The organism is Vibrio sp. BS-M-Sm-2, assembly GCF_041504345.1.
Taxonomy (GTDB): domain Bacteria; phylum Pseudomonadota; class Gammaproteobacteria; order Enterobacterales; family Vibrionaceae; genus Vibrio; species Vibrio satsumensis.
The window spans coordinates 3,333,013-3,356,110 of the sequence record NZ_CP167894.1; the positions used below are offsets into that span (position 1 = coordinate 3,333,013).

17 protein-coding genes are annotated in these 23,098 nt (G+C 43.4%); 8 read left to right on the forward strand and 9 right to left on the reverse strand.

Annotated features, from left to right (window positions below):
- Nucleotides 1-14 precede the first annotated feature (14 nt).
- Nucleotides 15-1,898, forward strand: coding sequence for a methyl-accepting chemotaxis protein (locus AB8613_RS15230; RefSeq protein WP_123283373.1), 1,884 nt, complete (start codon nucleotides 15-17; stop codon nucleotides 1,896-1,898).
- Nucleotides 1,899-2,030: 132 nt separating this feature from the next.
- On the opposite strand, the gene AB8613_RS15235 is transcribed toward AB8613_RS15230, so the two are convergent.
- The 7 genes from AB8613_RS15235 to AB8613_RS15265 form a co-directional block, all read right to left on the reverse strand.
- On the reverse strand, nucleotides 2,031-3,440 hold the full coding sequence (locus tag AB8613_RS15235; protein ID WP_372384059.1) for a hypothetical protein: 1,410 nt from the start codon (nucleotides 3,438-3,440) through the stop codon (nucleotides 2,031-2,033).
- A gap of 226 nt (nucleotides 3,441-3,666) precedes the next feature.
- Complete coding sequence (gene cydC / locus AB8613_RS15240; RefSeq protein WP_372384061.1) at nucleotides 3,667-5,388, reverse strand: cysteine/glutathione ABC transporter ATP-binding protein/permease CydC; 1,722 nt, start codon at nucleotides 5,386-5,388, stop codon at nucleotides 3,667-3,669.
- Nucleotides 5,381-7,165 carry a cysteine/glutathione ABC transporter permease/ATP-binding protein CydD gene (cydD, locus tag AB8613_RS15245; protein WP_372384062.1) on the reverse strand — a complete coding sequence of 595 codons (1,785 nt, stop codon included), beginning with the start codon at nucleotides 7,163-7,165 and terminating at the stop codon, nucleotides 5,381-5,383. Before cydD ends, cydC begins: the two co-directional genes overlap by 8 nt.
- A 161-nt stretch (nucleotides 7,166-7,326) precedes the next feature.
- Nucleotides 7,327-8,286: a thioredoxin-disulfide reductase gene (gene trxB, locus AB8613_RS15250; RefSeq protein WP_008223323.1), complete on the reverse strand. Its 960-nt coding sequence runs from the start codon at nucleotides 8,284-8,286 to the stop codon at nucleotides 7,327-7,329.
- A gap of 371 nt (nucleotides 8,287-8,657) precedes the next feature.
- Nucleotides 8,658-9,032, reverse strand: a complete 375-nt coding sequence (locus tag AB8613_RS15255) for a RidA family protein (protein WP_372384063.1) — start codon at nucleotides 9,030-9,032, stop codon at nucleotides 8,658-8,660.
- A gap of 41 nt (nucleotides 9,033-9,073) precedes the next feature.
- A complete protein-coding gene (gene metC, locus AB8613_RS15260; protein WP_372384064.1) occupies nucleotides 9,074-10,261 on the reverse strand; it encodes a cystathionine beta-lyase in 1,188 nt (395 codons plus the stop codon).
- A 9-nt stretch (nucleotides 10,262-10,270) separates the two neighbouring features.
- Nucleotides 10,271-11,506: a dicarboxylate/amino acid:cation symporter gene (locus tag AB8613_RS15265; RefSeq protein ID WP_372384065.1), complete on the reverse strand. Its 1,236-nt coding sequence runs from the start codon at nucleotides 11,504-11,506 to the stop codon at nucleotides 10,271-10,273.
- A gap of 200 nt (nucleotides 11,507-11,706) precedes the next feature.
- On the opposite strand from AB8613_RS15265, the gene AB8613_RS15270 reads away from it, so the two are divergent.
- The 5 genes from AB8613_RS15270 to AB8613_RS15290 all read left to right on the forward strand — a co-directional run bounded on the left by AB8613_RS15270 (nucleotide 11,707) and on the right by AB8613_RS15290 (nucleotide 18,648).
- Complete coding sequence (locus AB8613_RS15270) at nucleotides 11,707-12,336, forward strand: transcriptional regulator (RefSeq protein WP_372384066.1); 630 nt, start codon at nucleotides 11,707-11,709, stop codon at nucleotides 12,334-12,336.
- A gap of 316 nt (nucleotides 12,337-12,652) precedes the next feature.
- Entirely contained in the window at nucleotides 12,653-13,039 is a 387-nt protein-coding gene (locus AB8613_RS15275; RefSeq protein ID WP_372384067.1) for a DUF6575 domain-containing protein, read from the forward strand.
- Between the two features lie 285 nt (nucleotides 13,040-13,324).
- The gene (locus AB8613_RS15280) at nucleotides 13,325-15,907 is read left to right on the forward strand and encodes an AAA family ATPase (RefSeq protein WP_372384068.1); all 2,583 of its coding nucleotides are present in this window, start codon (nucleotides 13,325-13,327) and stop codon (nucleotides 15,905-15,907) included.
- 865 nt (nucleotides 15,908-16,772) lie between these two features.
- Nucleotides 16,773-17,429, forward strand: a complete 657-nt coding sequence (locus AB8613_RS15285; protein ID WP_186728011.1) for a 2OG-Fe dioxygenase family protein — start codon at nucleotides 16,773-16,775, stop codon at nucleotides 17,427-17,429.
- On the forward strand, nucleotides 17,413-18,648 hold the full coding sequence (locus tag AB8613_RS15290) for a cysteine desulfurase-like protein (protein ID WP_372384069.1): 1,236 nt from the start codon (nucleotides 17,413-17,415) through the stop codon (nucleotides 18,646-18,648). The genes AB8613_RS15285 and AB8613_RS15290 overlap by 17 nt, the downstream gene beginning before the upstream one ends.
- Nucleotides 18,649-18,803: 155 nt before the next feature.
- Here AB8613_RS15290 and AB8613_RS15295 read toward each other — a convergent pair whose 3' ends face one another.
- Nucleotides 18,804-19,475: a type 1 glutamine amidotransferase domain-containing protein gene (locus AB8613_RS15295; protein ID WP_372384070.1), complete on the reverse strand. Its 672-nt coding sequence runs from the start codon at nucleotides 19,473-19,475 to the stop codon at nucleotides 18,804-18,806.
- 185 nt (nucleotides 19,476-19,660) lie between these two features.
- On the opposite strand from AB8613_RS15295, the gene AB8613_RS15300 reads away from it, so the two are divergent.
- Complete coding sequence (locus AB8613_RS15300; RefSeq protein ID WP_372384071.1) at nucleotides 19,661-20,545, forward strand: LysR family transcriptional regulator; 885 nt, start codon at nucleotides 19,661-19,663, stop codon at nucleotides 20,543-20,545.
- Between the two features lie 302 nt (nucleotides 20,546-20,847).
- Nucleotides 20,848-22,098, forward strand: coding sequence for a sensor domain-containing diguanylate cyclase (locus AB8613_RS15305; RefSeq protein ID WP_146489890.1), 1,251 nt, complete (start codon nucleotides 20,848-20,850; stop codon nucleotides 22,096-22,098).
- 110 nt (nucleotides 22,099-22,208) lie between these two features.
- Here AB8613_RS15305 and AB8613_RS15310 read toward each other — a convergent pair whose 3' ends face one another.
- Nucleotides 22,209-23,033, reverse strand: coding sequence for a DUF2797 domain-containing protein (locus tag AB8613_RS15310; protein ID WP_017063586.1), 825 nt, complete (start codon nucleotides 23,031-23,033; stop codon nucleotides 22,209-22,211).
- Nucleotides 23,034-23,098: the final 65 nt, after the last annotated feature.

A 23,098-nucleotide genomic window follows, 5' to 3' on the forward strand; every position in this document is an offset into this window, starting at 1 on the left:
CGTGAAACTTTGACATGAAACTAACACTAAAGCAGAAGTTGATAGGTGCTAGCCTATCTGCTGTTGTCGTTATGGCTACAGCGTTGACTTGGTTGTCAGCAAACCAATTATTTGAACAGACTCGTAATGGCGTATACCTACGAGCTGAAAGCGTATCTGAAGCAGCATCTGAAGGTATTAAGAACTGGATTGATATCCGTACCGATATCGCATCAGCATTTAATGAGTTTTCACGAGAAAGTGATGTTGTTCCTTTCCTCAAGCAAGCTCGTGTAGCGGGTGGCTTTGACGATATCTTTTTAGGTACTCCAGAAGGCGGGATGTACCGTTCACACCCTGAACGTAATCGTGCAGATTACGATCCTCGTCAACGTCCTTGGTACCAAGAAGCAAACGCTGCAGGTAAGCAAATCATCACCACTGCTTACCAAGATGCGATTACTAAAGCGCTTCTAGTAACGATTGCAGAACCTGTTCGCCACAACGGCCAACTTGTTGGTGTTGTTGGTGCAGACGTACTTATTGACCAATTGGTTAACGATGTAATCAGTCTTGATGTTGGTGACAATGCATACGCAATGCTAATTGATGCCTCTGACGGCACATTCCTAGCTCACCCAGATTCAGCATTAAGCTTGAAGCCGGTAAGCCAACTTTCTAATGACATCTCTATGCCTATTATCGAGAACGCAGTGCGTACGGGTAGTATCGAGATCATCAAAGAGCGCGGTGCTGAGAAGCTGCTTTACTTCACGAAGGTACCTAACAGTAACTGGATCTTCGCGGTTCAGATGGACAAAGCAACAGAAGAAGCGAACCACTCAACGCTACTTACTCAGCTGATCATCACTGCTGTAATTATCACGCTAATTGTAATCGTACTTGTGTCTTGGTTAGTGAGCTTCCTATTCCGCGACCTAAACCGTGTTTCAGCTGCTCTTGAAGAAATTGCTTCAGGTGAGGGCGACCTTACTCAACGTCTTGAGCCTAAGAGCGACGACGAAATTGGTCAGCTTGCTGCAAACTTCAACCGTTTTGTGGGCAATATGCACACCATGGTGATCAAACTAAGCGAAGTATCTGCTGCGCTAGGCAACCAAGCACGTCAAACGGCTTCTCAAGCTGAAGAACGTAGTGCTCGTATCCAAATGCAACAAGACGAGATCAACATGGTAGCAACAGCCGTTAACGAAATGGCTGCTGCAACACAAGAAATCGCAGGCAACGCTGACCACACAGCTCAGAATTCATCTGAAGCGGTTGGTGCGTGTGAGCACGGTACTGGTCAGGTGACACAGACGCAAAGCTCTATCCAAAACCTTGCTCAAGAAGTTCAAATTGCAACCAACGTGATTCTAGAACTTGAAGAGCACGGCAACAGCATCAACGCTATCCTGTCTAACATTCAAGGTATCGCTGAACAAACGAACCTACTTGCACTTAACGCCGCTATTGAAGCAGCGCGTGCCGGTGAGCAAGGTCGTGGTTTCGCGGTAGTAGCGGATGAAGTTCGTGTTCTGAGCCAACGTACACACGGTTCAACGCAAGAAATTCAACAAACGATTGAGTTGCTACAAGGTACAACAGGCAAAGCGGTTAACATCATGAACGATAGCCGTACACTTGCTGAAACAAGTGTTGATGACGCGAACTCAGCGGCTGCAAGCCTGACGCAAATCCATGCTGCTGTTGAACGCATCAGCGACATGGCGACACAGATTGCTTCAGCTGCAGAAGAGCAAGCGTCTGTAACGTCTGAGATCACTCGTAACACTGAGGGAATCCGTGACGTATCTAACGAGCTAGCGGACGAAGCACACCAAGCTGCAGAGCAAGCTGCGCAGCTTTCTGAACTGTCTCACGAGCTAGAAAGCGAAATCAGCCGCTTCAAGCTGTAAGCGCTTAGCGAACAGTGATTAATTTGGTCCCTAAAACGTACTAAGTTAATCCGCGAGAACGTTATTTAAAAGCCGAATGTGAATACCACATTCGGCTTTTTTGTGTGTGCTAGTCAGAGTTATGAACCCCAGCTAGTTGTTCGGGTAACCTGGGAACTTAGCTTTAAGGGCCGCACGAGTAGGGAAGTACTGCTCCATAAATGTAACCATCGCAGGGTCATTAGCTTGTAGCTCTGTGAAAGTTGCAGAACTTAATTCTTGGGCGCTGTAACCCTTATAGTTCAGGTCGTAGTAGGCATAAAGAGAGTAGGCTAGGTACTCTTGGTCGTATGACTCAGCGTCTAAATCAGCTTCGACAATCGTTGAGTCTTTACCGTTAGGAAAGTAAGAGTCTGCAAGAATCGCTTTTTCATTGAGCTCATCGAGTTCTTTTTGCATTATTCCCCATTTCGATGAAGATGATTGTACCGCTAAGTTCATCACACCGTAATCGTGAACAAAGTGAATAATCTCTTCGAACGCAGCGTCTCTTTGAGTCACTAAGTCAGGCTTGTTTTCGCCAGTCGATGTGTCAGTTGTTTCTGTCGCAAACAGATCTTGGAAACGGTAATGTTCATCTAAGAAGTCACCTCCATCTCTGTCAGACCACTCATCATCGTAAAAGAATCCCATGGTAGCTTTACTGTCGTAAATAGCCTTAGTTACTTCTGCTGGGAAGCTATCTAGGTAGTACTGCATGATGTTCTTAACGTGAGCGACTTTTGCTGCACCGTTATTTTTTGACTGGTCTTCAATCAACAGTGGAATCTTATAACCGTGTGCTTCTACGCATGTGCGTTGCTTGATGCCATTGGCGAGCAAATCACCTGTGGTATTTGTGATAACAGAACAGTCGTTAGTTGGTACACGAGCGAACACCTCAGAATTACTTTGAGCGAAGTACGGTACAAATTGAATGCCATTACTTAAAGTGTTACCGACACGAACATAAAGGTTCATAGGTCTCATTTGGTCGATATTAAATTTGATGCCACTGTTATCAATAATGAACTGCTTATTGATAGTCACTGTATCCGCTTTTTTCCATCGAATGACGTTGTTTATGTTGTTTTCGACCTCTGCGATAGCAAGCATTTCAGGTGTCGTTGTTGAGTTAAAGTTTTCGTAGTAAATATCGAAGTTTTCAACGCTAAACGTTTTTCCTGCAGAGTTTGTTGCCGTTACTGAAAAGGTAATATCAGCATCGTTTTGGGTTTTGTAATTGCGCTCAGGAATACCGTGAACTTGCGCGAAATTGCCGCTCGCTTTTTGTGTATTACCATACTGAGTAATATCAATGTTCACGTTTTTGTCTGTACCCGCAGCAATCGATTTTACGCTGAATTGCAGTGAGTAATTACTTCCTAAGTTAACCACTGAGCTAGCGCTTGATGCGTCGATGACATTCTTTGATGCGTTGGTGTTATTACCGTCGTTGCTTCCGCCACAAGCGGTAAGCATCGCTGTAAAAACAAGAGTTGGAATAGTGAGTTTGTGTACCATAGGAGACCACGTTATCTGCAAGCTATAAAGCCTGCATGTTACAAGAAATGGCGTTTGCTCTTGGTAAGCTATTGTAAGTTGTGTATTGATTGTGCTTACAAATGACTGGGGTGTTATTTATTAGGGTTATCATTCGGCAGCTGCTTGATACTCGAATCACAGACAATAAAAAAGCCCGAGCATGGACTCGGGCTTTGAATGGTTTTTTTTATAACTTATGAAGGAGCTAGATTGCCTGGCGAAGTTGGAAGTAACGTCCTTCTTCGTTTAACAGCTTCTCATGGGAGCCGTGTTCAACAATCTCGCCTTGTTCAATCAGAACAATCGAATCCATCGATTCCAGACCAATCAAACGGTGCGTAATGAAGATAACCGTCTTGCCTTCAAAATGCTTCTCAAACAGTGCCATGATGCTCTGTTCAGTTTGCTTATCTAAGCCTTCTGTTGGCTCATCGAGAAGCAGAATAGGGGCATCATGAAGAATCGCACGTGCGATACCAATACGGCGCTTCTCACCACCAGACAGTTGACGGCCACCGTCACCCAACCAGCTATCAAGTGCAGTATTCTCAAGCAGCTTTTCTAGACCAACATCTCTTAGGATATTTGCTAAGTGATCATCGGTTGCTTCTGGTCTTGCAATCAACAAGTTGTCACGCAAAGTACCATTTAGAATGTCGACACGCTGGCTTACCACACTGATCGATTCACGCAGTTGTGACTCGTTCCATTGTGTCAGCTCAATGCCTGCGATAGAGATGTAACCCTTTTTAGGGTCCCAGTAACGAGTCAGCAGTTGAATCAGAGTTGATTTACCAGAACCCGTTTGACCAACAATTGCGATCTTGTTCGTTGCAGGGATCGTTAGGTCAACAGCGTTCAGAACACTGCGCTCAGAATCAGGGTAGTTGAACGTCACGTTTGAGAACGTAATATCAAGCGGCTTGTTGATGTCGAGCTTCTCGTCCGCGAACTGAACTTCAGGCTCTGACAGAATGACTTCATTCAAGCGACGCGCTGAAGACAGAGTTTGACCTAAATGCTGGAATGCGCCTGCGATTGGCATTAACAATTCAAAACTTGCCATAGTTGCGAACGCCATTAGCGCGATGAACGGGTCTGGTGCATTGCCACCCACGCCATCAGCCGCAAGCCAAAGCATTAGAACCAGCGTTAAACCGTTGAACAGCATTAGCGCAGCTGAAGCCATACCGGTTAGGTTAGCGTTTACAAACTGGTTCGCCATTAGCTTGTGTTGGGTTTCTAGAATCGCATTACGGTAACGTTCTTCTGCACCGAATAGAGTCAGTTCGCTGTAGCCTTCAATCCAATCTAGTGTCGTTACACGAAGGTCTGCTTTGTTTTGTGTAAGCTCGCCACCGTTACGTTTACCCAGCTTGTAGAACAAGACAGGCCAAATTAACAGCATGATCAGAAGGATAGAACCTAAGATCAGGCCTAGCGAGGTATCAAACCACATCAAGAACAGCGTCAGGAAGAAGATACCCAATACACCAACCGTCACAGGGCTTACTAAGCGCAAGTAAACGTGATCCATTGCGTCGACATCAGCAACCAAGCGGTTAAGTAGGTCAGCGTCACGAAGGTTTGAAATACGACCTGGGATCAGCGGAGCCAGCTTCTTGAAGAAGAAGATACGCAGATCAGTTAATAGTTTGAATGTTGCATTGTGGCTAACAACACGTTCACCCCAACGACCCGCAGTACGGCTCATTGCTAAACCACGAACACCACCGCCCGGCAGCATGTAGTTGAAGGTTTCACGCGCAATCGTAAGGCCTGCAACTGCAGAAGCTGAAATAAACCAACCCGATAGCGTTAACAAGCCGATAGAAGCCGACAGAGTAGCAAAAGCCAGTAGCATGCCTAGCGATAGGCCAAACCAATGCTTTTTATAGAGTTTCAGGTAAGGCAGTAAATCACGCATCTAAATTACCCTTATTATCTTGTTGAGCTAAGTTCGCGTTTAGCATCTCTTCGAATAAACCACCCGCAGTTGAAAGCTGAGAGTAATGACCTTGTTCCACAAGACCACCATCGCGCATAACCAGAATGTTATCGACCGATTGAAGAGGAGCAAGTTGGTGCGTCACAAGCAGGGCTGTGCGGCTTTCGATATTGCTATTAATGCCTTTCATCACTAACTGCTCACTGCGAGTATCTAGGCTGGCAGTGGGTTCATCGAGCAACCAGAATTGGCCGTCTTGAATCATTGCGCGAGCGAGTGCCAAACGTTGAGATTGACCAACAGACAGGCCACCTGAGCGATCAGAAATCATGTAATCTAAACCATGCTCGTTTACGAATTCGTTAGCAAATGATTGCTCAAGCGCGTTTTGGACAACTTGGTCAGTGATATCATGTTTACCTAGAGTGACGTTGTCACGAATGCTGCCGTGCAACAACAATGGGTTTTGACCAACCCAACTAATCGTTTTACGCCAAGAGGCTAAGTCGAGGTCACGTAATTCAACACCATTGATTTTCAAGCTTCCTTCATAAGGCATGAAACCAAGAATCGCATTGATCAAACTTGTTTTACCCGCACCACTTGGGCCAACTAACGCAGTTGACTGGCGAGTGTTCAGTGCAAACGAGATAGGGCCAACCAATTGAACACCTTCAGGGCTCAACACTTTCAGCTCTTGAGCTTCAATATTGATGCCTTGAGCCGGATCGAGTTGAGTGTCGCCTGATTTAACCTTAGTGATGTCGGTTTCTAGGAACTCGACAATACTTTCGGCTGCGCCAACCGCTTGTTGCTTCGCGTGGTAGAACGTACCTAAGTCACGCAGAGGTTGGTAAAACTCTGGCGCTAAGATAAGGATAAACAAACCAGCGAATAGCGTAATGCCTGCACCGTAGTGACCGAAGTTAAGCTCACCAATGTAGGTGAAACCAAAGTAAACTGCCGTCATCGCAATAGAGATAGACGTGAAGAATTCAAGCACAGCAGAAGACAAGAAAGCGATCTTCAATACATCCATGGTACGCGTTCTGAACACTTCAGATGCACTTTTCAATACTTCTGTTTCAGCGCTAGTACGGTCGAAAAGACGGATGGTTGTCATTGACTGCAAACGGTCATAGAAGTGACCAGAAAGACGTTGCAGTGCTTTGAAGTTTTTACGGTTTGCATCGGCTGCTTTCATACCAACAAGTGCCATGAACATCGGCACCAGTGGAGCAGTAATCAAGAAAATCAGTCCTGCTGCCCAGTTTACAGGGAATACTACGACCAAAATAATGAACGGAATCATTACCGATAGAGACATCTGAGGTAAATAACGAGAGAAGAAATCTTGCATGTCTTCTACTTGTTCTAACAACAGCGTTGCCCACGTACCGGCAGGTTTACCTTTAATGTAAGCAGGGCCTAACTCGCGTAACTTATCAAGGATGAGTTGCCTGATGTAGACACGGATCTGTTCACCACAGCGATAACCTGCGATTTCACGTCCCCATGTACAGCCCGCACGGCCAACGACCGATAATGCCAAGCCTGCGAAATGACCAACCAGTTCAGATTTATCGACATTCTCGATGATCAGTTGGTGAAGAATAGAGGCGAGAAGAGCTGCTTGAGCAATTAAAAACACGCTTGAAAGTACGCCAAGGCTAATCGCAATCATAAGCCAGCGTTTCGCTAACTTACTCTGTTGCTTAAGCCACTTGTTCAAGCTGCGTTGTTTTTTCTTATCCATTATGAAGGCTTAATGATAATTATTATTTGTTGAGGGCGGCTAGTATACAAAAGAAAGCCCAGTGGATATACCACTGGGCTCTAGGGATTTACAACAAAATGTGATGACGCCCTGCATCTACTGAGGCGAGAGCACCGATAATCAAATCTGCAATCTCAGATTTACTTATCGTTAAGGCCATCTAGGAAGCGTTCAGCATCCAGTGCAGCCATACAACCTGTACCAGCAGAAGTGATTGCTTGGCGGTAGTTGTGGTCCATCACATCACCCGCAGCGAATACGCCAGGGATGCTGGTTTGTGTCGCGTTACCTTCCAGACCAGACTGAACGATGATGTAATCGTCTTTCATATCCACTTGGCCTTTGAAGATTTCAGTGTTCGGTTGGTGACCGATAGCGATGAACGCGCCCATTACGTCGATATCTTCTGTCTTGTCAGACTGAGTATCTTTAATACGAACGCCCGTTACGCCCATATCGTCACCTAGAACTTCGTCTAGCGTGCGGTCAGTGTGAAGAACAATGTTGCCGTTCTCTACTTTGTCCATTAAACGCTTCACTAGGATCTTTTCAGCGCGGAACGTGTCACGGCGGTGAATTAGGTGAACTTCAGACGCGATGTTAGATAGGTAAAGTGCTTCTTCAACTGCTGTGTTACCACCACCAACAACCGCTACTTTTTGGTTGCGGTAGAAGAAACCGTCACACGTTGCACAAGCAGAAACGCCGCGGCCTTTGAATGCTTCTTCAGACTCTAAACCTAAGTACTTAGCCGATGCACCCGTTGAGATGATCAACGCATCACACGTGTACTCGCCAGAATCGCCTTTAAGACGGAAAGGGCGGTTTGAAAGGTCGACTTCGTTAATGTGGTCGAACAGGATCTCTGTTTCAAAGCGCTCTGCGTGCTCTTTCATGCGATCCATTAGAGCTGGACCCGTTAAACCTTCAGCATCACCCGGCCAGTTTTCCACTTCTGTTGTGGTTGTAAGCTGACCACCTTGCTGCATACCAGTAACCAGAACTGGGTTTAGGTTTGCACGAGCAGCGTAAACTGCAGCTGTATAGCCAGCAGGGCCAGAACCAAGAATCAATAAATTACAGTGCTTTACGTCGCTCATGAGGACTCCGAAATTGAATTTGTTTTTATTTATAATCGCTTAGGATTGTATGGAAAATATGGAGGCAATAAAAGTGTAAACAAGGGCTGAAGTGTAATTAATCGTTATAGGTTAGAACATAAGCTATTTTTAGGAACTTAGGTACATCAAGGGATGTTGCATTATTAATGCGTTGAGTGAGTCTTAATGTCGCATGGACATATAGTGGCCTATTGCGGTGAAATCTGCCTTAACCAAGAAATTTTAGAACGTAAGGGGATAGGACTAAACTTTGTTGTCGAGTTACTTGTGTTGACATGGTGTAAAGCAGACAGCTAGATTGAAAAAGCCTCGCATTTGCGAGGCTATGAATCTTCTGTTACCAATGATAATTAAAGCTCTGCGATCAATTCTATTTCTACTAGAGCATCTAATGGTAAACGAGCAACCTCTACGCATGAACGAGCCGGTTTATGTTCGCCAAAAAACTCAGAGTAAGCGGCATTGAACTCTGCAAAATTATTCATATCAGACAAGAATACCGTCGTTTTAACAATGCTCTCTTTTTCGCAGCCAGCTTCCGCAATAACGGAACTTATATTACGGAAGATTTGCTCAGCTTGCCCCGTCACGTTACTAGCAGAAAACTTCATTGTTTCTGAGTCTAGAGGTAGCTGACCAGAAAGGTAAAGCATACTGTTAGACTTGATAGCTTGAGAAAAAGGGCCAACTGCTGCAGGTGCTTGTGTCGAGAATACAATTTCCATGAAAACTCCAAAATATCATCGTGTGATGATGTGAAAAATAATTAGTAAATGCGCGTGAAGCCGTTTTCTAGATCTTCAATAAGATCAGATACGTTTTCGAGACCTACATGGATTCGAACTAAAGTACCTTCAAAATCAACAGGGTTTGCAGGGCGAATAGCATTCAGCTCTTCAGGTTGATTAGCAAGAATCAACGACTCGTAACCGCCCCATGAATATGCCATTGAGAAATGCTTAAAGTTGTCTAAATATTCTTCAAGTTCTTCTTGGCTGAGTCTTTTATTTAGGACGAAGCTGAATAGACCATTACAGCCTTTGAAATCGCGAACGTAGAATTCATGACCTTTACAGCTTGGTAGTGCAGGATGGTTAACTGTTGCAACTTCTGGGCGCTCCGTTAACCATTTAGCCACTTCGATACTAGCTTTCTCGTGTTGAGCTAAACGAATTCCCATAGTACGTAAACCACGTGAAGCGGTGTAAGCTGTATCTGCATCGACCATCTGACCCATAAGGTAAGAACGCTCACGTAAACGATCCCAACAACGCTCGTTGCTTACGGCCGTACCCAACATTGCGTCTGAGTGGCCAACGATGTATTTAGTGCCCGCTTGAATTGAAATATCGATACCGAATTCCAGTGCAGGGAATAGAATACCTGCAGCCCAAGTGTTGTCGATCATAATAACGACATCTTCAGATACAGCGCGAACCGCTTTGACAATAGCTGGAATGTCTTGAACTTCCATGGTTACTGAACTTGGCGACTCTAAGAAAACTACTTTTGTATTAGGTTTTACTAAATCAGCAATTTCAGAACCAATTGTTGGGTCGTAGTATGTTGTTTCTACAGCCATGTCTTTAAGAATGATATTGCAGAAATCTTGAGTTGGCTCATAAGCGGCACCCGTCATAAGAACGTGATCGCCCGAGGCAACGAATGACAATATAGAATTTGTTACAGCAGCTGCACCACATGGGTATAGCGCGCAACCCGCTCCATTTTCTAGCTCGCACATAGCATCCTGTAGAGAGAAGTGAGTCAGAGTGCCGCGACGTCCATAGAATAATTCACCTTTTGCACGGTTTGCTGTTGCGTCTTTCTTCTCTTTAACACTGTTAAACACAAGTGACGATGCACGTTGAACTACAGCGTTTACAGAACCTTGTTGAAAACGAGGTTTGCGGCCTGCGGTAACTAATTTTGTTTCGATATGTTTACTAGTCATTTTTTTATCCTATGCCAATTGTTCAGCAGGTTGTGATAGTTCTTGAGGCTGTTTCTCTTTACCCATGAAGCGTTCTACGATTTGTGTTGCGTTAATGTCGTGCACAACGTTGAGTACTGTTGCAGGCGCATCACATATAGTGCCGATTACTACGAGTACTGGAATTACTTCAAGTGGAAGGCCGAGCGTAGTGACAATGAAAATCTCACCTAAGAAAGCGCCGCCCGGTACACCACCGATGATGATTGCCGATAGCACAGCAATAACCATGGTCATAACGAATACATCAAAACTAAACGGAAGCCCTAAAACTGCGTAGATAAAGACCACTTTGATTGCCGCAGTAATAGCAACGCCTGATTTATTAAGGTTTACGAAGAGTGGGATACAGATATCGTATATTTCTTTTTTGATACCCATGCTGTCAGCCGCTTTGATAGTGACTGGTAGAGTGCCAAGAGAAGAACATGTGCCTAGTGCTGTAATTGATGGGGCAGCTGCGTATTTCCAGAACTGCTTAACGCCATTAGTGCCACCACCGATGTATGAGTAGACAGTTGCGCCAACTGCGTAATAAACAACCATATATCCGCAGAGTAGGCCGATAACTGTAGCAAGAGGAGCTAAGATTGAACTGTCTTGAGATGCCATTGTTGCAGCAAAGAATGCGCCAAGGCCGACAGGAGCGAGTTTCATAATAAGGCCAACGATGTTCATCACTATAGCGTTAGCTGCATCAACTAACTCAGCAATTTTCTTACCTTGCTCACCGGCTTGGCTAATCGCAATTCCCGCCAGTACAGACATGATAATAAGCGCAAGAATGTTCGATTTAGATAATAAGCCCACAAAGTCATTGGTCGTAAACATGCTGACAAAGTCCATGCCACCAGCACTGCCTGTAAATTCTTGGCTTAAGTCGATGGTCACACCTTGAGATAGGTCAAATAGCTGAGCGATACCAACAATTCCCAGTGATGGGAAAAATGCCATTGCAATTGAAATCGTCAGTACTAAGCCTAGAATCTTGCCAAGTTTCTTTAAATCAGTCATGCCCGCAATTGAAGACATTACACTAAGTGAAACTAAAGGAACGATGACCATGAATAGAAGGTTAAGAAAAACTTGACCGATTGGTTTTACCTTAAGTGCAAGTTCTGGTGCGGTTATTCCAAAGATTGCGCCAATAATAAGCGCCAATAGTAAGACTATTGATGAGCGGTAAGGCTCTAGCTTTTTTAACATAATGTTTCACTCTTGTTAGTAATTGTGATTAATAATTAATTATACGGACACTTGAATTTGGAGTGATTATGGAGAAAAAATTATACCAAAACAGTGATTCTGATCTCTAAAGTGGTATTTGTGGATAATTTTTTATAATTTAATGTATTAGATCAATTTTTGTGATAATTTTTTATTAAATAAAGAAATGGAGCGATTTAATGAACTACTTAGTCCCGTATGAACCGATTGTTGATATGCTTGCTGACTTTTTGGGAGAAAATGTCGAAGTAGTGTTACACGATCTTAGAGATATGGAGTCATCCATATACAAGCTTAGAAATGGACATATAAGCGGTAGGGTGGTTGGAGATCCTGTGACCAACCTTGTAGTCAAATCAATCGCTACAGATAATTCGGTTGATTATGAATACAACTATGTAGGTCTTTCGAAGGACGGAAAAAAGTTAAAATGTGCAACTCTTTATATTCGTGACGAGAATAAGAGAATTGTTGGTGCTTTGTGTATCAACATGGTTGTAGAGCAGTTTTTAAATGCTAAGAAATTTATTGACTCGTTTCTTGCTGGTTATGTGCCAAATGAGGAAGGCAATAGTGTTGATGAGCATATTGGAGTTAGTATCCCTGAGATGGTTGATATTCGTATCGATAAAGTGATTGAAGCTTACCCTGTGACGCTAGCTGAACTATCGAAGGAAGACAAAATTGCTATTGTTACGGATCTAAATAATGAAGGGATATTTTTGTTAAAAGGAGCTGTTGGAAAAATAGCGAATAAATTAAACATCTCTGAGCCTACTGCTTATAAATACTTGCAACAGCTTAAATAATGACCATTTAACTCTAGCTGCACTATGACGGTTCAAGTTAATTGCAATGTTTAGTATGTAATGTGTATAGCTCATTGGTTTTTATAAATATAAAAACCAATGAGAAATTTTAGATTAGAACTTAATGGAGACAAACGTTTTCGTGGTTTAAAGATCGGCGAAACCATCGCCTTCTTCATTGATTGTTGCTGACGTCTTTTCGATTTCGAACGGCCATATCAAAATACGCCCAAATAGCTGTATATAAAGACAGTGTTTAACTATAAGATTATAGGCAAGGTTTGATAGGCAACGTTAGAAAGATGAGGAACGAGCAATGAACTTACTCCCAACAGGTACACAGTTAGGTAAATTGGAACTACTGGAAGTGTATCAAGACGTTTTAGGGCCGAAGTGCTTTTCGGTTAAGAATGAAAATACCCAAAGGTTTATGGTGTATTGGAGTGGGGACTACGACAATGGCCAGTGCATTAAGTGGGCTTACATTCCTGTGACCAAACCATTGCTAGCTAGCTTGCTAAACAAAGAAATGAGCTTTCACGATGCGTTTCACCGTTCAGACAAGCTTTACCTAGCGACTATCTACACAAACGAAGTAGGGAAGCCCGCAAAAGTCGAACTACTGAATGCTTCGAACAAGCACCTAGTAAACCTACCGCCCGTTGATTTTGAAATCGATCTTGAAGAAGTTTGTGTTTTTTAGTGGGTGTAAGACGTACAGATTCTTAAACTCACAATTGGACAAAAGCTTGTTTGTTGGATTAGCCAGCCCTCCTTTTGAAGGATATCAAGGAAAAAGAATCCGGACTCATTGAGTTCGGCTTTGTGAGTTATCAAGGGAATTATTCGAGAAGATAATAAATATTATGACTAATCCTATTAATTGTTGATTTTACGCACGTTGTTAGACGATAAACCAATTCTTCATACCTGAAGTGCAACTGAGCTCTATTATACTTAGTTCTTATTTTGCGTGTTAAGGTTAACGATGATGAATGCGGTAGAATCAATAGTAGAGTGGTCCAAGGATAAGCCCATATGGTGGAATCTAGCACTAAAGGTTGCTCTTGAAGAAGGAGAGCTAAACCAAAACCATATCGATTTTATTTTTAATTTTGCGAAAAGTGTTGAGGGCTTGGAACCAAAACATCCAAACCATGAGCAGTTGTTATCACCGATTGACATATCGGGCTACACGGCCGAAGAAAACTCGGTTCGACTGATTAGCTTGTCTCAAGTTGAAGGTGTTGCTGCGTTAGCGGAAGAGCAAAAATTAGATTTTAGAAAAGATGGATTAACTATCGTATATGGAGACAACGGGGCCGGTAAGTCGAGCTATACGTCAATTTTAAAACATGCGTGTTTGACTCGGGGAGCATTGAAACCTATTGCGGGTAATGTTTTCACTTCTGCACCTAAACCTCCGCAAGCTTTACTCACACTCGAGATTGATAAGACACCGACAGAATTAACTTGGAGTGATGGTACATCAAACAATAATGCTGCCAAGTCTATTCGTGTATTCGATACATCTTCAGCACACCACTATTTATCTAATGAAGATGCTTTAGGGTACAAACCAATAGGTTTGAACTTAATCACAGAGCTTACAAAGGTTGTGGAAAGTATAAAAAACAGAATAAGTGAAGATGTAATGGGTAGTAACGGTTTTGTTGCTATTCCATCGTTAAATTCACAAAGTAAAGCTGCATTATTCCTTAATCAAATTTCAGCGTTAACAAATGAAGCTGATATTGAATTGCACTGCGCAACTAAGGAAGAAATTGAATCTATAAAACCATTGCAGGACGAATTGGTTAGCGACATGGCCAAATCGCCAGAACAAATCAGAAAAAGTTTAATTAAGCAGCGTAGTTATATTGCCCCCTTACTTGAGTCATACAAGAGGCCTATCGAAGTACTCGGTCCTAGTAATTTCGATGTGTTAAAAGGTTTAGAACTCGACTATCAAGAAAAGAAACAAGTATCTGACGCGTTGAGACAAAAGACACTGAGTGATCTGCCGTTTGATAATATTGGTGATACACAATGGACTGTTCTTTGGGGAGCAGCAAAAGACTTCTTGGTAAAAGAAAATAAAGGCCAACAATTCCCTCCAACACAAGGCGATTCCTGTCCGTTATGCTTACAAGATATCCAAGAGACGTCGGCCGACAAATTACAAGAACTCGAAGCTTTTCTTAATGACAAGGCCGCAAAAAATACAGCTGAAGCTCTGAAAGCGCTAACTCAGGCTAAATTTTTCGTTAAGTCTTTGAGTTTGAATGTTGCCCAATTTGAAGGTGTATTGAACGACCTTGACGTAATTAAACCTGGGTTAAAAGTTGGGCTTGAGGAATTAAACCAGAGTTTAATAAACAGACAGGCTGTTTTATCAGGAATGCTACCCGAGTCGTTAGACGGAATTAGCTTGTCTCATTTCCAAGCACTGCGGGAAATAGATAAAGATCTGTTCACGCAAATCGGAGAACTTGAACAGCAAAGCAGTAACAACGAATTTGTGGCTAAGAAACAAGCAAGGCTGACCGAGTTAACAGATAAGGCCTACATTGCCAAACACAAAGCAAACATCATAACTAATGTAAGACGGTCAAAAATAGTAGCTAAGTTAAATGAAATCTCAGGTCAGTGCGCTACGAGAAGTATATCAACGTTGTCAGCTAGGATTTATTCGAAAGGTGTTATAGAGCCACTAAAAGAGTATTTTGTGAAAGAGCTTAAATCCTTTGGTTTTAATAGATTTGACATCAACGTTAAAACAAGAAATAAAGCCGGACAACAGCAATTCAAATTAGAGCTAGCAAAGTCAAACGAATCTGTTGTTGGTAAAGTTGCTAGTGAAGGTGAACAAAGGTGTATCGCAATAGCGAGCTTTTTATCAGAAATGAAAGCTGATTCTAGAAGATCTGCTGTTCTATTTGATGATCCAGTGAACTCGCTTAGCCATCAATGGAGTGCAAAAGTCGCAAAAAGGTTAATAGAGGAATCATTAGAACGCCAAGTCATTGTGTTTACTCACGACATAGTATTCTACAAGCTACTACTAGAAGCTTCGGATAGCCTAAAGCAAGATAAGGTCAATTGCATCAGCCTCGAAAGATCTAGAAATAACTCCGGCCTTGTAAGAACCAATCCTCCGTGGGACGCGCTTCCTACATCGAAGCGAATTGGAGTTTTAACTACTAAGCTCCAAAAGCTTCGAAAGATTGATGAGACAGGAACAGAGACTGAATTTAGAGAAGCTGCTGCGGTTTTCTATAGTTTTCTACGTGAAGCATGGGAGCGATTGGTTGAAGAGAAACTATTAAACAAAGTTGTAAATAGGTTCGAAAGAGGTGTGCATCTACAAAGATTAAATCGAGTAGAGGATATTACTAATGTTGATTTAGAGCGTATTCACCGTGCATATGATAAATGCTGTATCGACCTTGTTGGTCACGACACAGCCGCAGGTATACGTCCATGCCCAACGATCGATGAAGTGGTAGCAGATTTTGAAGAAATCAAAGACTACCTCAAACACCTACAAACTGATCGAAAAAGAACTTAAGGTTAGCTGACGCTGAAAGACAGGTGGAATCTACCCCCGTGAAACATCACGGGGGTTAACAGCATAAGAAAAATGAATAAGTTTTAGTATGGTAAAAGCCCATGAATAGGGTGTGAATGAGAAAAAGGTCTAGCCAATAATGGGGCATACACGTGTTAGCGAAGAGTGCCTAACATTTGTGAACACATGCCGTTTATCTGGAAGTAACGTCGTCGTTTTAGTAGATTTCAAACGCATCATGCTTTTGGTTTTTAGATGCCACTGAGAAAAACCCACCCGCAACATTTCACTTCAAACATCTTCGAGACTAAAAGAACTATCAAGTTGCTCTTTTAAAAGAAGTAAGCCATTGAGGGCGGCCGAGTTCCCCCCGAACTCGACCTGTTCCAGACGCGCAAGCAAAGGCGTTTGGTTTCTGGCTTAGTCATAAATTAACCAATTCCCGTTTGTTGTGTAAATAATCAATAGCTTGGCAACTGATAGGTAGGTCGTATTTTGCTGTGCAAAAGCATAGAAATGAATAATGGCGAGAGTGAGGGCTGAGCTCATGTAAGGAGGCTGACGTATTGAAGTGCAAGGGCTGACACAATATGAAACATAGCTTGCTAGTTTATAATATCGTTAAATTTAAATTTGTAGGGATTTATAACTAGCTAGTGGAGTGTGCTAGTTTTAAGAGTTGGTCATCTTTTATTCTGGTGTTATACACTGCTTTTGAATTTCAAGTTAGATTTAGTGTCTGAATTATTAAATCTGACGGGATAAATGATTGTTTAATGTTGATTTGGCAAGATCTTCAAGTATCCTTTATGTAAACAAAACGTTAAATATCGAAAGTTAATTAACAATCATTAAGGAGTCGATGATGTTACATGCTCACGAAAATACCCTACATATTACCCACCTCAGTAACCACGCAATTGAGGAGTTGTCACCGTCATTCTCTAAGCTTCCAAGTACAGAGCACGCGGATGGTCAGTTTCGATTGAGAAGGTACTCGGTGGTTCAATTCAGTAATGGACAAGTCGTAGAGCTAGACAAACATAACTTTGTTCAGTCTGAAGACATTAATCACTTTCAAGGTGACGTTGTTCGCCAATTCGAGCCAATTGAAGCACCAATTCTAAGCAGCGAAGGCATGCAAGAGATGTGTGAACTGTTTATTGAAACCAATGGGCTTGAAGACGGACAAGAAATCGAAATCCACCAAATTCGTATCGCTGCCATTTTTGAAGAGACGCAGGTTGCACCAGAAGGTGTTCACCAAGATGGCTTCGACCACATCGCTTTAATTGGCGTTAACCGTCATAACATTGTGGGTGGCGAAATCATGCTGTACCAAGACTCACATGAAGCACCGTTCTTTAGAAAAGTGCTGGAAGACGGTGAAGTCGCAATGCTGGCCGACAGCAAGCTTTGGCACAACGCACAACCGATTCGTACCATAGACCACGATGAAATGGGCTACATGGATGTGTTTGTTCTAACGGCTAAGGATGCGCGCAATGTCCTTCACTCTTAATGATGTGCGCCAGCAGTTTAGCGCGCTAGGCCAGTACCATAACGGTAAGCCGGTGACCTTTTTTGATGGGCCGGGTGGCTCTCAGGTTCCTGAAAATGTTTTAGCATCCATGACGGAATACCTTGGGCACTTTAATTCAAACCTCGGCGGTCACTACTTTTCTAGCCAAAAGACGACAAGCTTAATGCAGCAAGCGCGAGAAGCGGCGCAAGCACTGCTTAATGCGGAGTCTTCTGGCAACGTTGTGTTCGGCGCGAACATGACATCGCTGACCTTCCAATTGAGCCGAGCGATTAGCCGCGATTGGCAAGTTGGCGACGAAGTGATTGTTACTGCACTAGACCACTACTCGAATGTATCGAGCTGGCAACAAGCAGCAGACGACAAAGGCGCGATTGTCCGCCAAGTTCGTGTAGACGAGTCGGATTGCAGTCTAGACATGGCACACTTTGAGTCTCTGTTAAATGAGAAGACCAAGCTGGTTGCTGTGACCTTTGCTTCGAACACCACGGGTTCGATTGTTGATATGGCGAAAGTTATTGAGCTTGCACATCAGCACGGTGCGCAGGTTTATGTCGATGCGGTTCACTACGCTCCTCATCACTTGATCGATGTTCAAAAACTCAATTGTGATTTCTTAGCGTGCTCGGCTTATAAGTTCTTCGGCCCGCATGTTGGCATTGTATACATTGCACCTCAATGGCTGCATACGTTAAAGCCATACAAGGTTGAGCCTGCAACTAACATTGGCCCAGGCCGATTTGAAACTGGAACACAAAGCTTCGAAGGTCTTGCAGGTGTGATTGCGGCGGTGGATTATTTAGCGCAGTTTGGTGAACCAACAGATTCACTGCGTTCTCGTTTGGAACAAAGCTACGCGCTTTATAACAAGCATGAAAGCCAGTTGAGCGAGTACTTCCTAAAGCGCTTAGGTGATCTGGAAGGGGCAAAACTCTATGGTAAGACGGAGTTTGATTCGAACCTAAGAACGCCAACGTTTGCCATCACCTTTGATAACCACTCTCCAGAGTTCATCGCTAAGAAGTTGGGTGAGCATAATATCTGTGTGTGGAACGGACATTTCTACGCATTAGGTTTAGTGAAGCAGTTGGGTATTGAAGAGCAGGGTGTAGTGCGTATTGGTTGTATGCATTACAACTCGATTGAAGAGATCGACTTGCTGTTCAATGTGCTTGAAGGGATCTTGCGAAGCCATTAGCAGAAGTAATTAGCAAAAAGTCACTAGCACTTAATAGCGACAGAATTAGAAAAGAGCATATTTCTCTCATGAATATTGAGTTGGAAGTATGCTCTTTTTGGTTTCACCGCGATTATTTAGTTAGCGCCAGTGACCTAATCAAGACAGTAATTCGACTAAGAAAGCTGCTCAACAATCGCTACACCCACTGCGTGTGCGCTAGTTGGGTTCTGGCCTGTAATTACTCGCTCATCAACAATCACAAGCTCTTGCCAAGGTTGAACCTTGTTGAAACGTGCTGCGCCACGAGCAAGCGATTCTTCTAGTAGAAACGTAATGTCATTGATGGTACCAAAGTCGATCTCTTCTTCACGTGTAAAGCCAGTCACCGATTTAGAGCTTAGTAGCTTCTCGCCGTTGCTCAGTACGATAGGAAGTAGGGCTGCAGGGCCGTGACATACTGCCGCGACAATACCACCATCTTCATAATGCTTTGCTGCGATGCTAGCGAACTGTTCATTGGTTGCTAAGTCTGAAAGTAGACCAAAACCACCTGGGTAGAAGATAGCGTCGTAGCTTTCTGCATTAATTTGGCTTACTGGAATCGTGTTGTTGATGCGGTTTTGGAAATCATCATCCGCCAAGATATCAGCATTAACCGTATCTCCCTCAATATCCGTTCCGTAGAGTGGGGCTTTGCCACCATTGATAGAAGCGATATCGTATTCGAATCCAGCAGCCATGATCTCTTTAAGAGCGTGGGTAAGTTCTGGAGCGTAAGTACCGTTAGCTTGGTCTGTATCGCCAAGTGTTGCGTGGTTAGTTACTGGAATTAGTATTTTTTTCATGATTCATCCCTTTGAGCTGCTGTTTTTATTTAGGTGCTGACGCTTAGTGCTAGGTATCGTGTTGTTACTTAGCTATCGCCGTCTTGTTGTATCTAATACTAGTTCCAAACCAATTAAGTGATAATATGCAAAATAGGCAAAACATTGTTGCTATATAGCAAAGATAAAATACGAGTAGATTAAGTATGGATAGCTTTGAAGGGATTAATGAATTTGTTGCGGTTGCTGAGTGTCACGGCTTTTCAGCAGCCGCCAAGCAGTTAGGTTGCAGTACCAGCCATGTGAGTCGGCAGGTTTCAAGGTTGGAAGAGAGAGTGGGAGTGGCTCTGCTTGCGCGTTCAACAAGGTTGGTTAGCCTGACTGAGTCTGGCCACACTTATTATCAACAGTGCAAAGACCTAGTGATTGGGTTGCAACAAGCGAATGAGCAAGTTACGTCTCAGCAAGCTCAACTTAGCGGTACTTTGCGTGTCAGTGCTGCAGGTGCATTTGCAGAAAACCATGTCGCGGCAGCGCTGATGACGTTTGCCAAAGATCATCCCGATCTGACCATTGAAATGAACTTCAACACCAAGATGGTGAACTTTATTGAAGACGGTATCGACTTCGCGATTCGTTACGGTCGGTTGGATGACTCTGGGCTGGTGGCAAGAAAGCTTGTCGATCGCCCAATGGCGGCTGCAGCCAGTAAAGACTATATAGAGCAATTTGGTACGCCAACTCATCCAGAACAGCTAAAAATGCACAGCTGTATTATCGCCAACAGTGACCAATGGTTATTCGAGAAAGAGGGAAAACCGTTAAATGCAGTACGAGTTCATGGGCGCTGGCGCAGCAACAATTCGAGCGCAGTACTGAAAGCGTGTGAAGAGGGGCTTGGTGTTGTCTACCTTCCCAAAAGCAGTTTCAATGGCGGTCTGACTAATGGAAAGCTTGTCCCAGTACTTGAAGAATATTGGGGAGCAGGAACCAGCAGTTGGGTCGTATATCAAAACCGCCGTTTTTTACCCCAGAGAGCACGACTGGCGATCGACTTCTTAATCTCCTATTTTTCGGATTGGAATGAATAGCGAACAAGTTTTAGGCGGTGAATACTAGCTAAGCAACTTAGATTTAAGCCGAAAGCAGAAAAGGTAATGCTTACATAGATATACGTTATCTTTTTTTGTTTTTTGACGCGCGTAATCAGATTGAGATGCTTGTCTACTTTTGGTGACTCGTGTTAGCGATTGAATTGTAGAGAAGCCACCAACAGTACGATATACTAGATATTATATTAATGTCCCTAACGCGTAATAGATTATGTGGAAGCGTTGGCAGGATGTGTTCTTATGCTCCAGTGATGAAGTGTAGCTAGAGTACGGAGTTGGCAATGTCTTCAATAAATTTCGAATCCACGTACGGTGTAATAACTATTCAAGATATGAATGTAGTTAGTGTTGATGCTAATTATGCTCGTATTTATGGATATCAATCACCAGAAGAACTACTTTCCAATATAGATAGCTTTCTCGATCTCATACCTGAAGAGTTTCACGTTCTCGCTTACCAAAATTATCTTGAAACCGTCAGTGGTCAACGCGACCCTCAGGTCCACACTTATACCAATGTTGATCGCAATGGTAGAGAGTTCACCGTGTTTTCTATCGACCATGTAACGGAGTGGCAGGGAAGACCGGCACTTCAAGTCACGGTTATCGATCTTTCCCCAGCTATTCAGCTACAAAATGCAGTGCGTGAACAAGACAAGATGTATCAAGATATGATTATGCAATCAGGACAGGGCATTTTGGTTCATCGAGATTTCAAACCTCTGATGGTCAATCAATCGTGGGTCAAATTACAAGGTGGCACTTCCATAGAGCAAGTATTAGCGCTGGATTCGATCCTCGGATTGGTGCCACAGCAGAATACAGACGGTATCAGTAAACATTATCACGCGATTGTGTCGGGGGAGTTGTCGGGGACCAGCACGGTGGTCGAAAACATTGGCTTCGACGGTGTTCATCGATTCTTCAATATTTACGACAATGCCATTATGTGGAAAGGTCAGCCCGCGGTTCAGGTTGTGCTTGAAGATGTGACGCAAAAGGTGATGTTGGAAAAGCAGTTGGTTCACCAAGCGAACTACGATGAAATGACGGATCTGCTCAATCGTAGGGCGATTTACGAATGGCTAAGAGAGCATATTATCTCTGAAAATTACCTCGTTTGTATGCTGTTGGATATCGATGATTTTAAGTCGATTAATGATACTTTCGGTCACATGGTGGGCGATGAGGTGATTTGTGCTTTGGCTAACATCACCAAGCGCAATGCCGAGAAAGTCGGAGGAGTGGCGGGCCGTTGGGGTGGTGAAGAATTCATTATATTTATCCCACATGCCTCTCTTGAAACTGCGCGCGAGGTTTCAGAACAAATTCGTCAAGAGTTCAATCAAGCCGAGTTCAAAATCGATGAGAAGGTTCGATTTAATGTGAGTGTCAGTATAGGAATAAGTGATAGCCGAGCCTGTGAAGACGGTGTCACTATTGACGCACTCGTGAACTTAACCGATCAATCTCTCTATCGCGCGAAAGCCAACGGCAAGAACTGTGTCGATGGAGATGTGGTCGCGCTCTAGTCTTTGTACGTTGCTTTATTAAAGCTGATCGTCTCATCTGAAATGAAAAATGCCCTGAAGCAGAAGCCTCAGGGCATTTTTGTATCTCACTTGTGATGGCGCTCTGCTGATTAAGCAGAAACCTCAACTTCGTAAGAACCGAATTTACGGATGTTAATCACACCAGTATCCAAGATAAGGTATTGACCTTTAATGCCTTGAAGTACACCAGTCACTTCAGGGTTCTTATCAAAGTTGTGCGATACAATCTTCACTGGGTGCTGTTCAACGGGGTAGCTCAGTGAAGTGATGTTTTCGCTCAGAATCTCGATAGCATCGTCGCCAAACTTCGCTCTGATCTCTTGGATTTTATCCTCAACCAATGGCAATAGTTCTTTGGCTTTTTCTACCAATTCCATATCGTCACCGTCGCCTTTTAGTAGCGTGCGCCAGTTGGTTTTGTCAGCAATGTGCTTTGCTAATTCAACTTCGATCAGGCCAGAAATCTGACGTGTTTTTACCTTTAAGATAGGTAAACCTTGAGTCGCGCCCTGGTCAATCCAACGGGTAGGGATTTGAGTATGGCGAGTGATACCTACCTTTAGGCTTGATGTGTTCGATAAGTAAACGAAGTGATCAACCATGCAGTTCTCTTCGCCCCATTGAGGCTCACGACAAGTGCCTTCATCGTAGTGGCAAGTCTCTGGTTTCATGATGCACATGTCGCAGCTTGCTAGCTTTTTCATGCACACAAAGCAGTGGCCTTGAGAGTAGCTTTTCTTGGTTTTCTTACCACATGAGCAGCAAAAAATATTGCCAGTGTGAGTGAGGTTGATGGTTTTACCAATCAGAGGGTTTAGCTCTACAAACTCTTCGCCTACAGGCAAACGGTAGGTAACCGCGCCATCAAGGGAAGCACTCATCTTTTTGAGTGTACCTTTTGCTAATAAAGACATGACATTACTCGTTGTATTTTGATTATTATTTCGTCGACTCGATTGCGCTGCGAGCAGGCAGTACG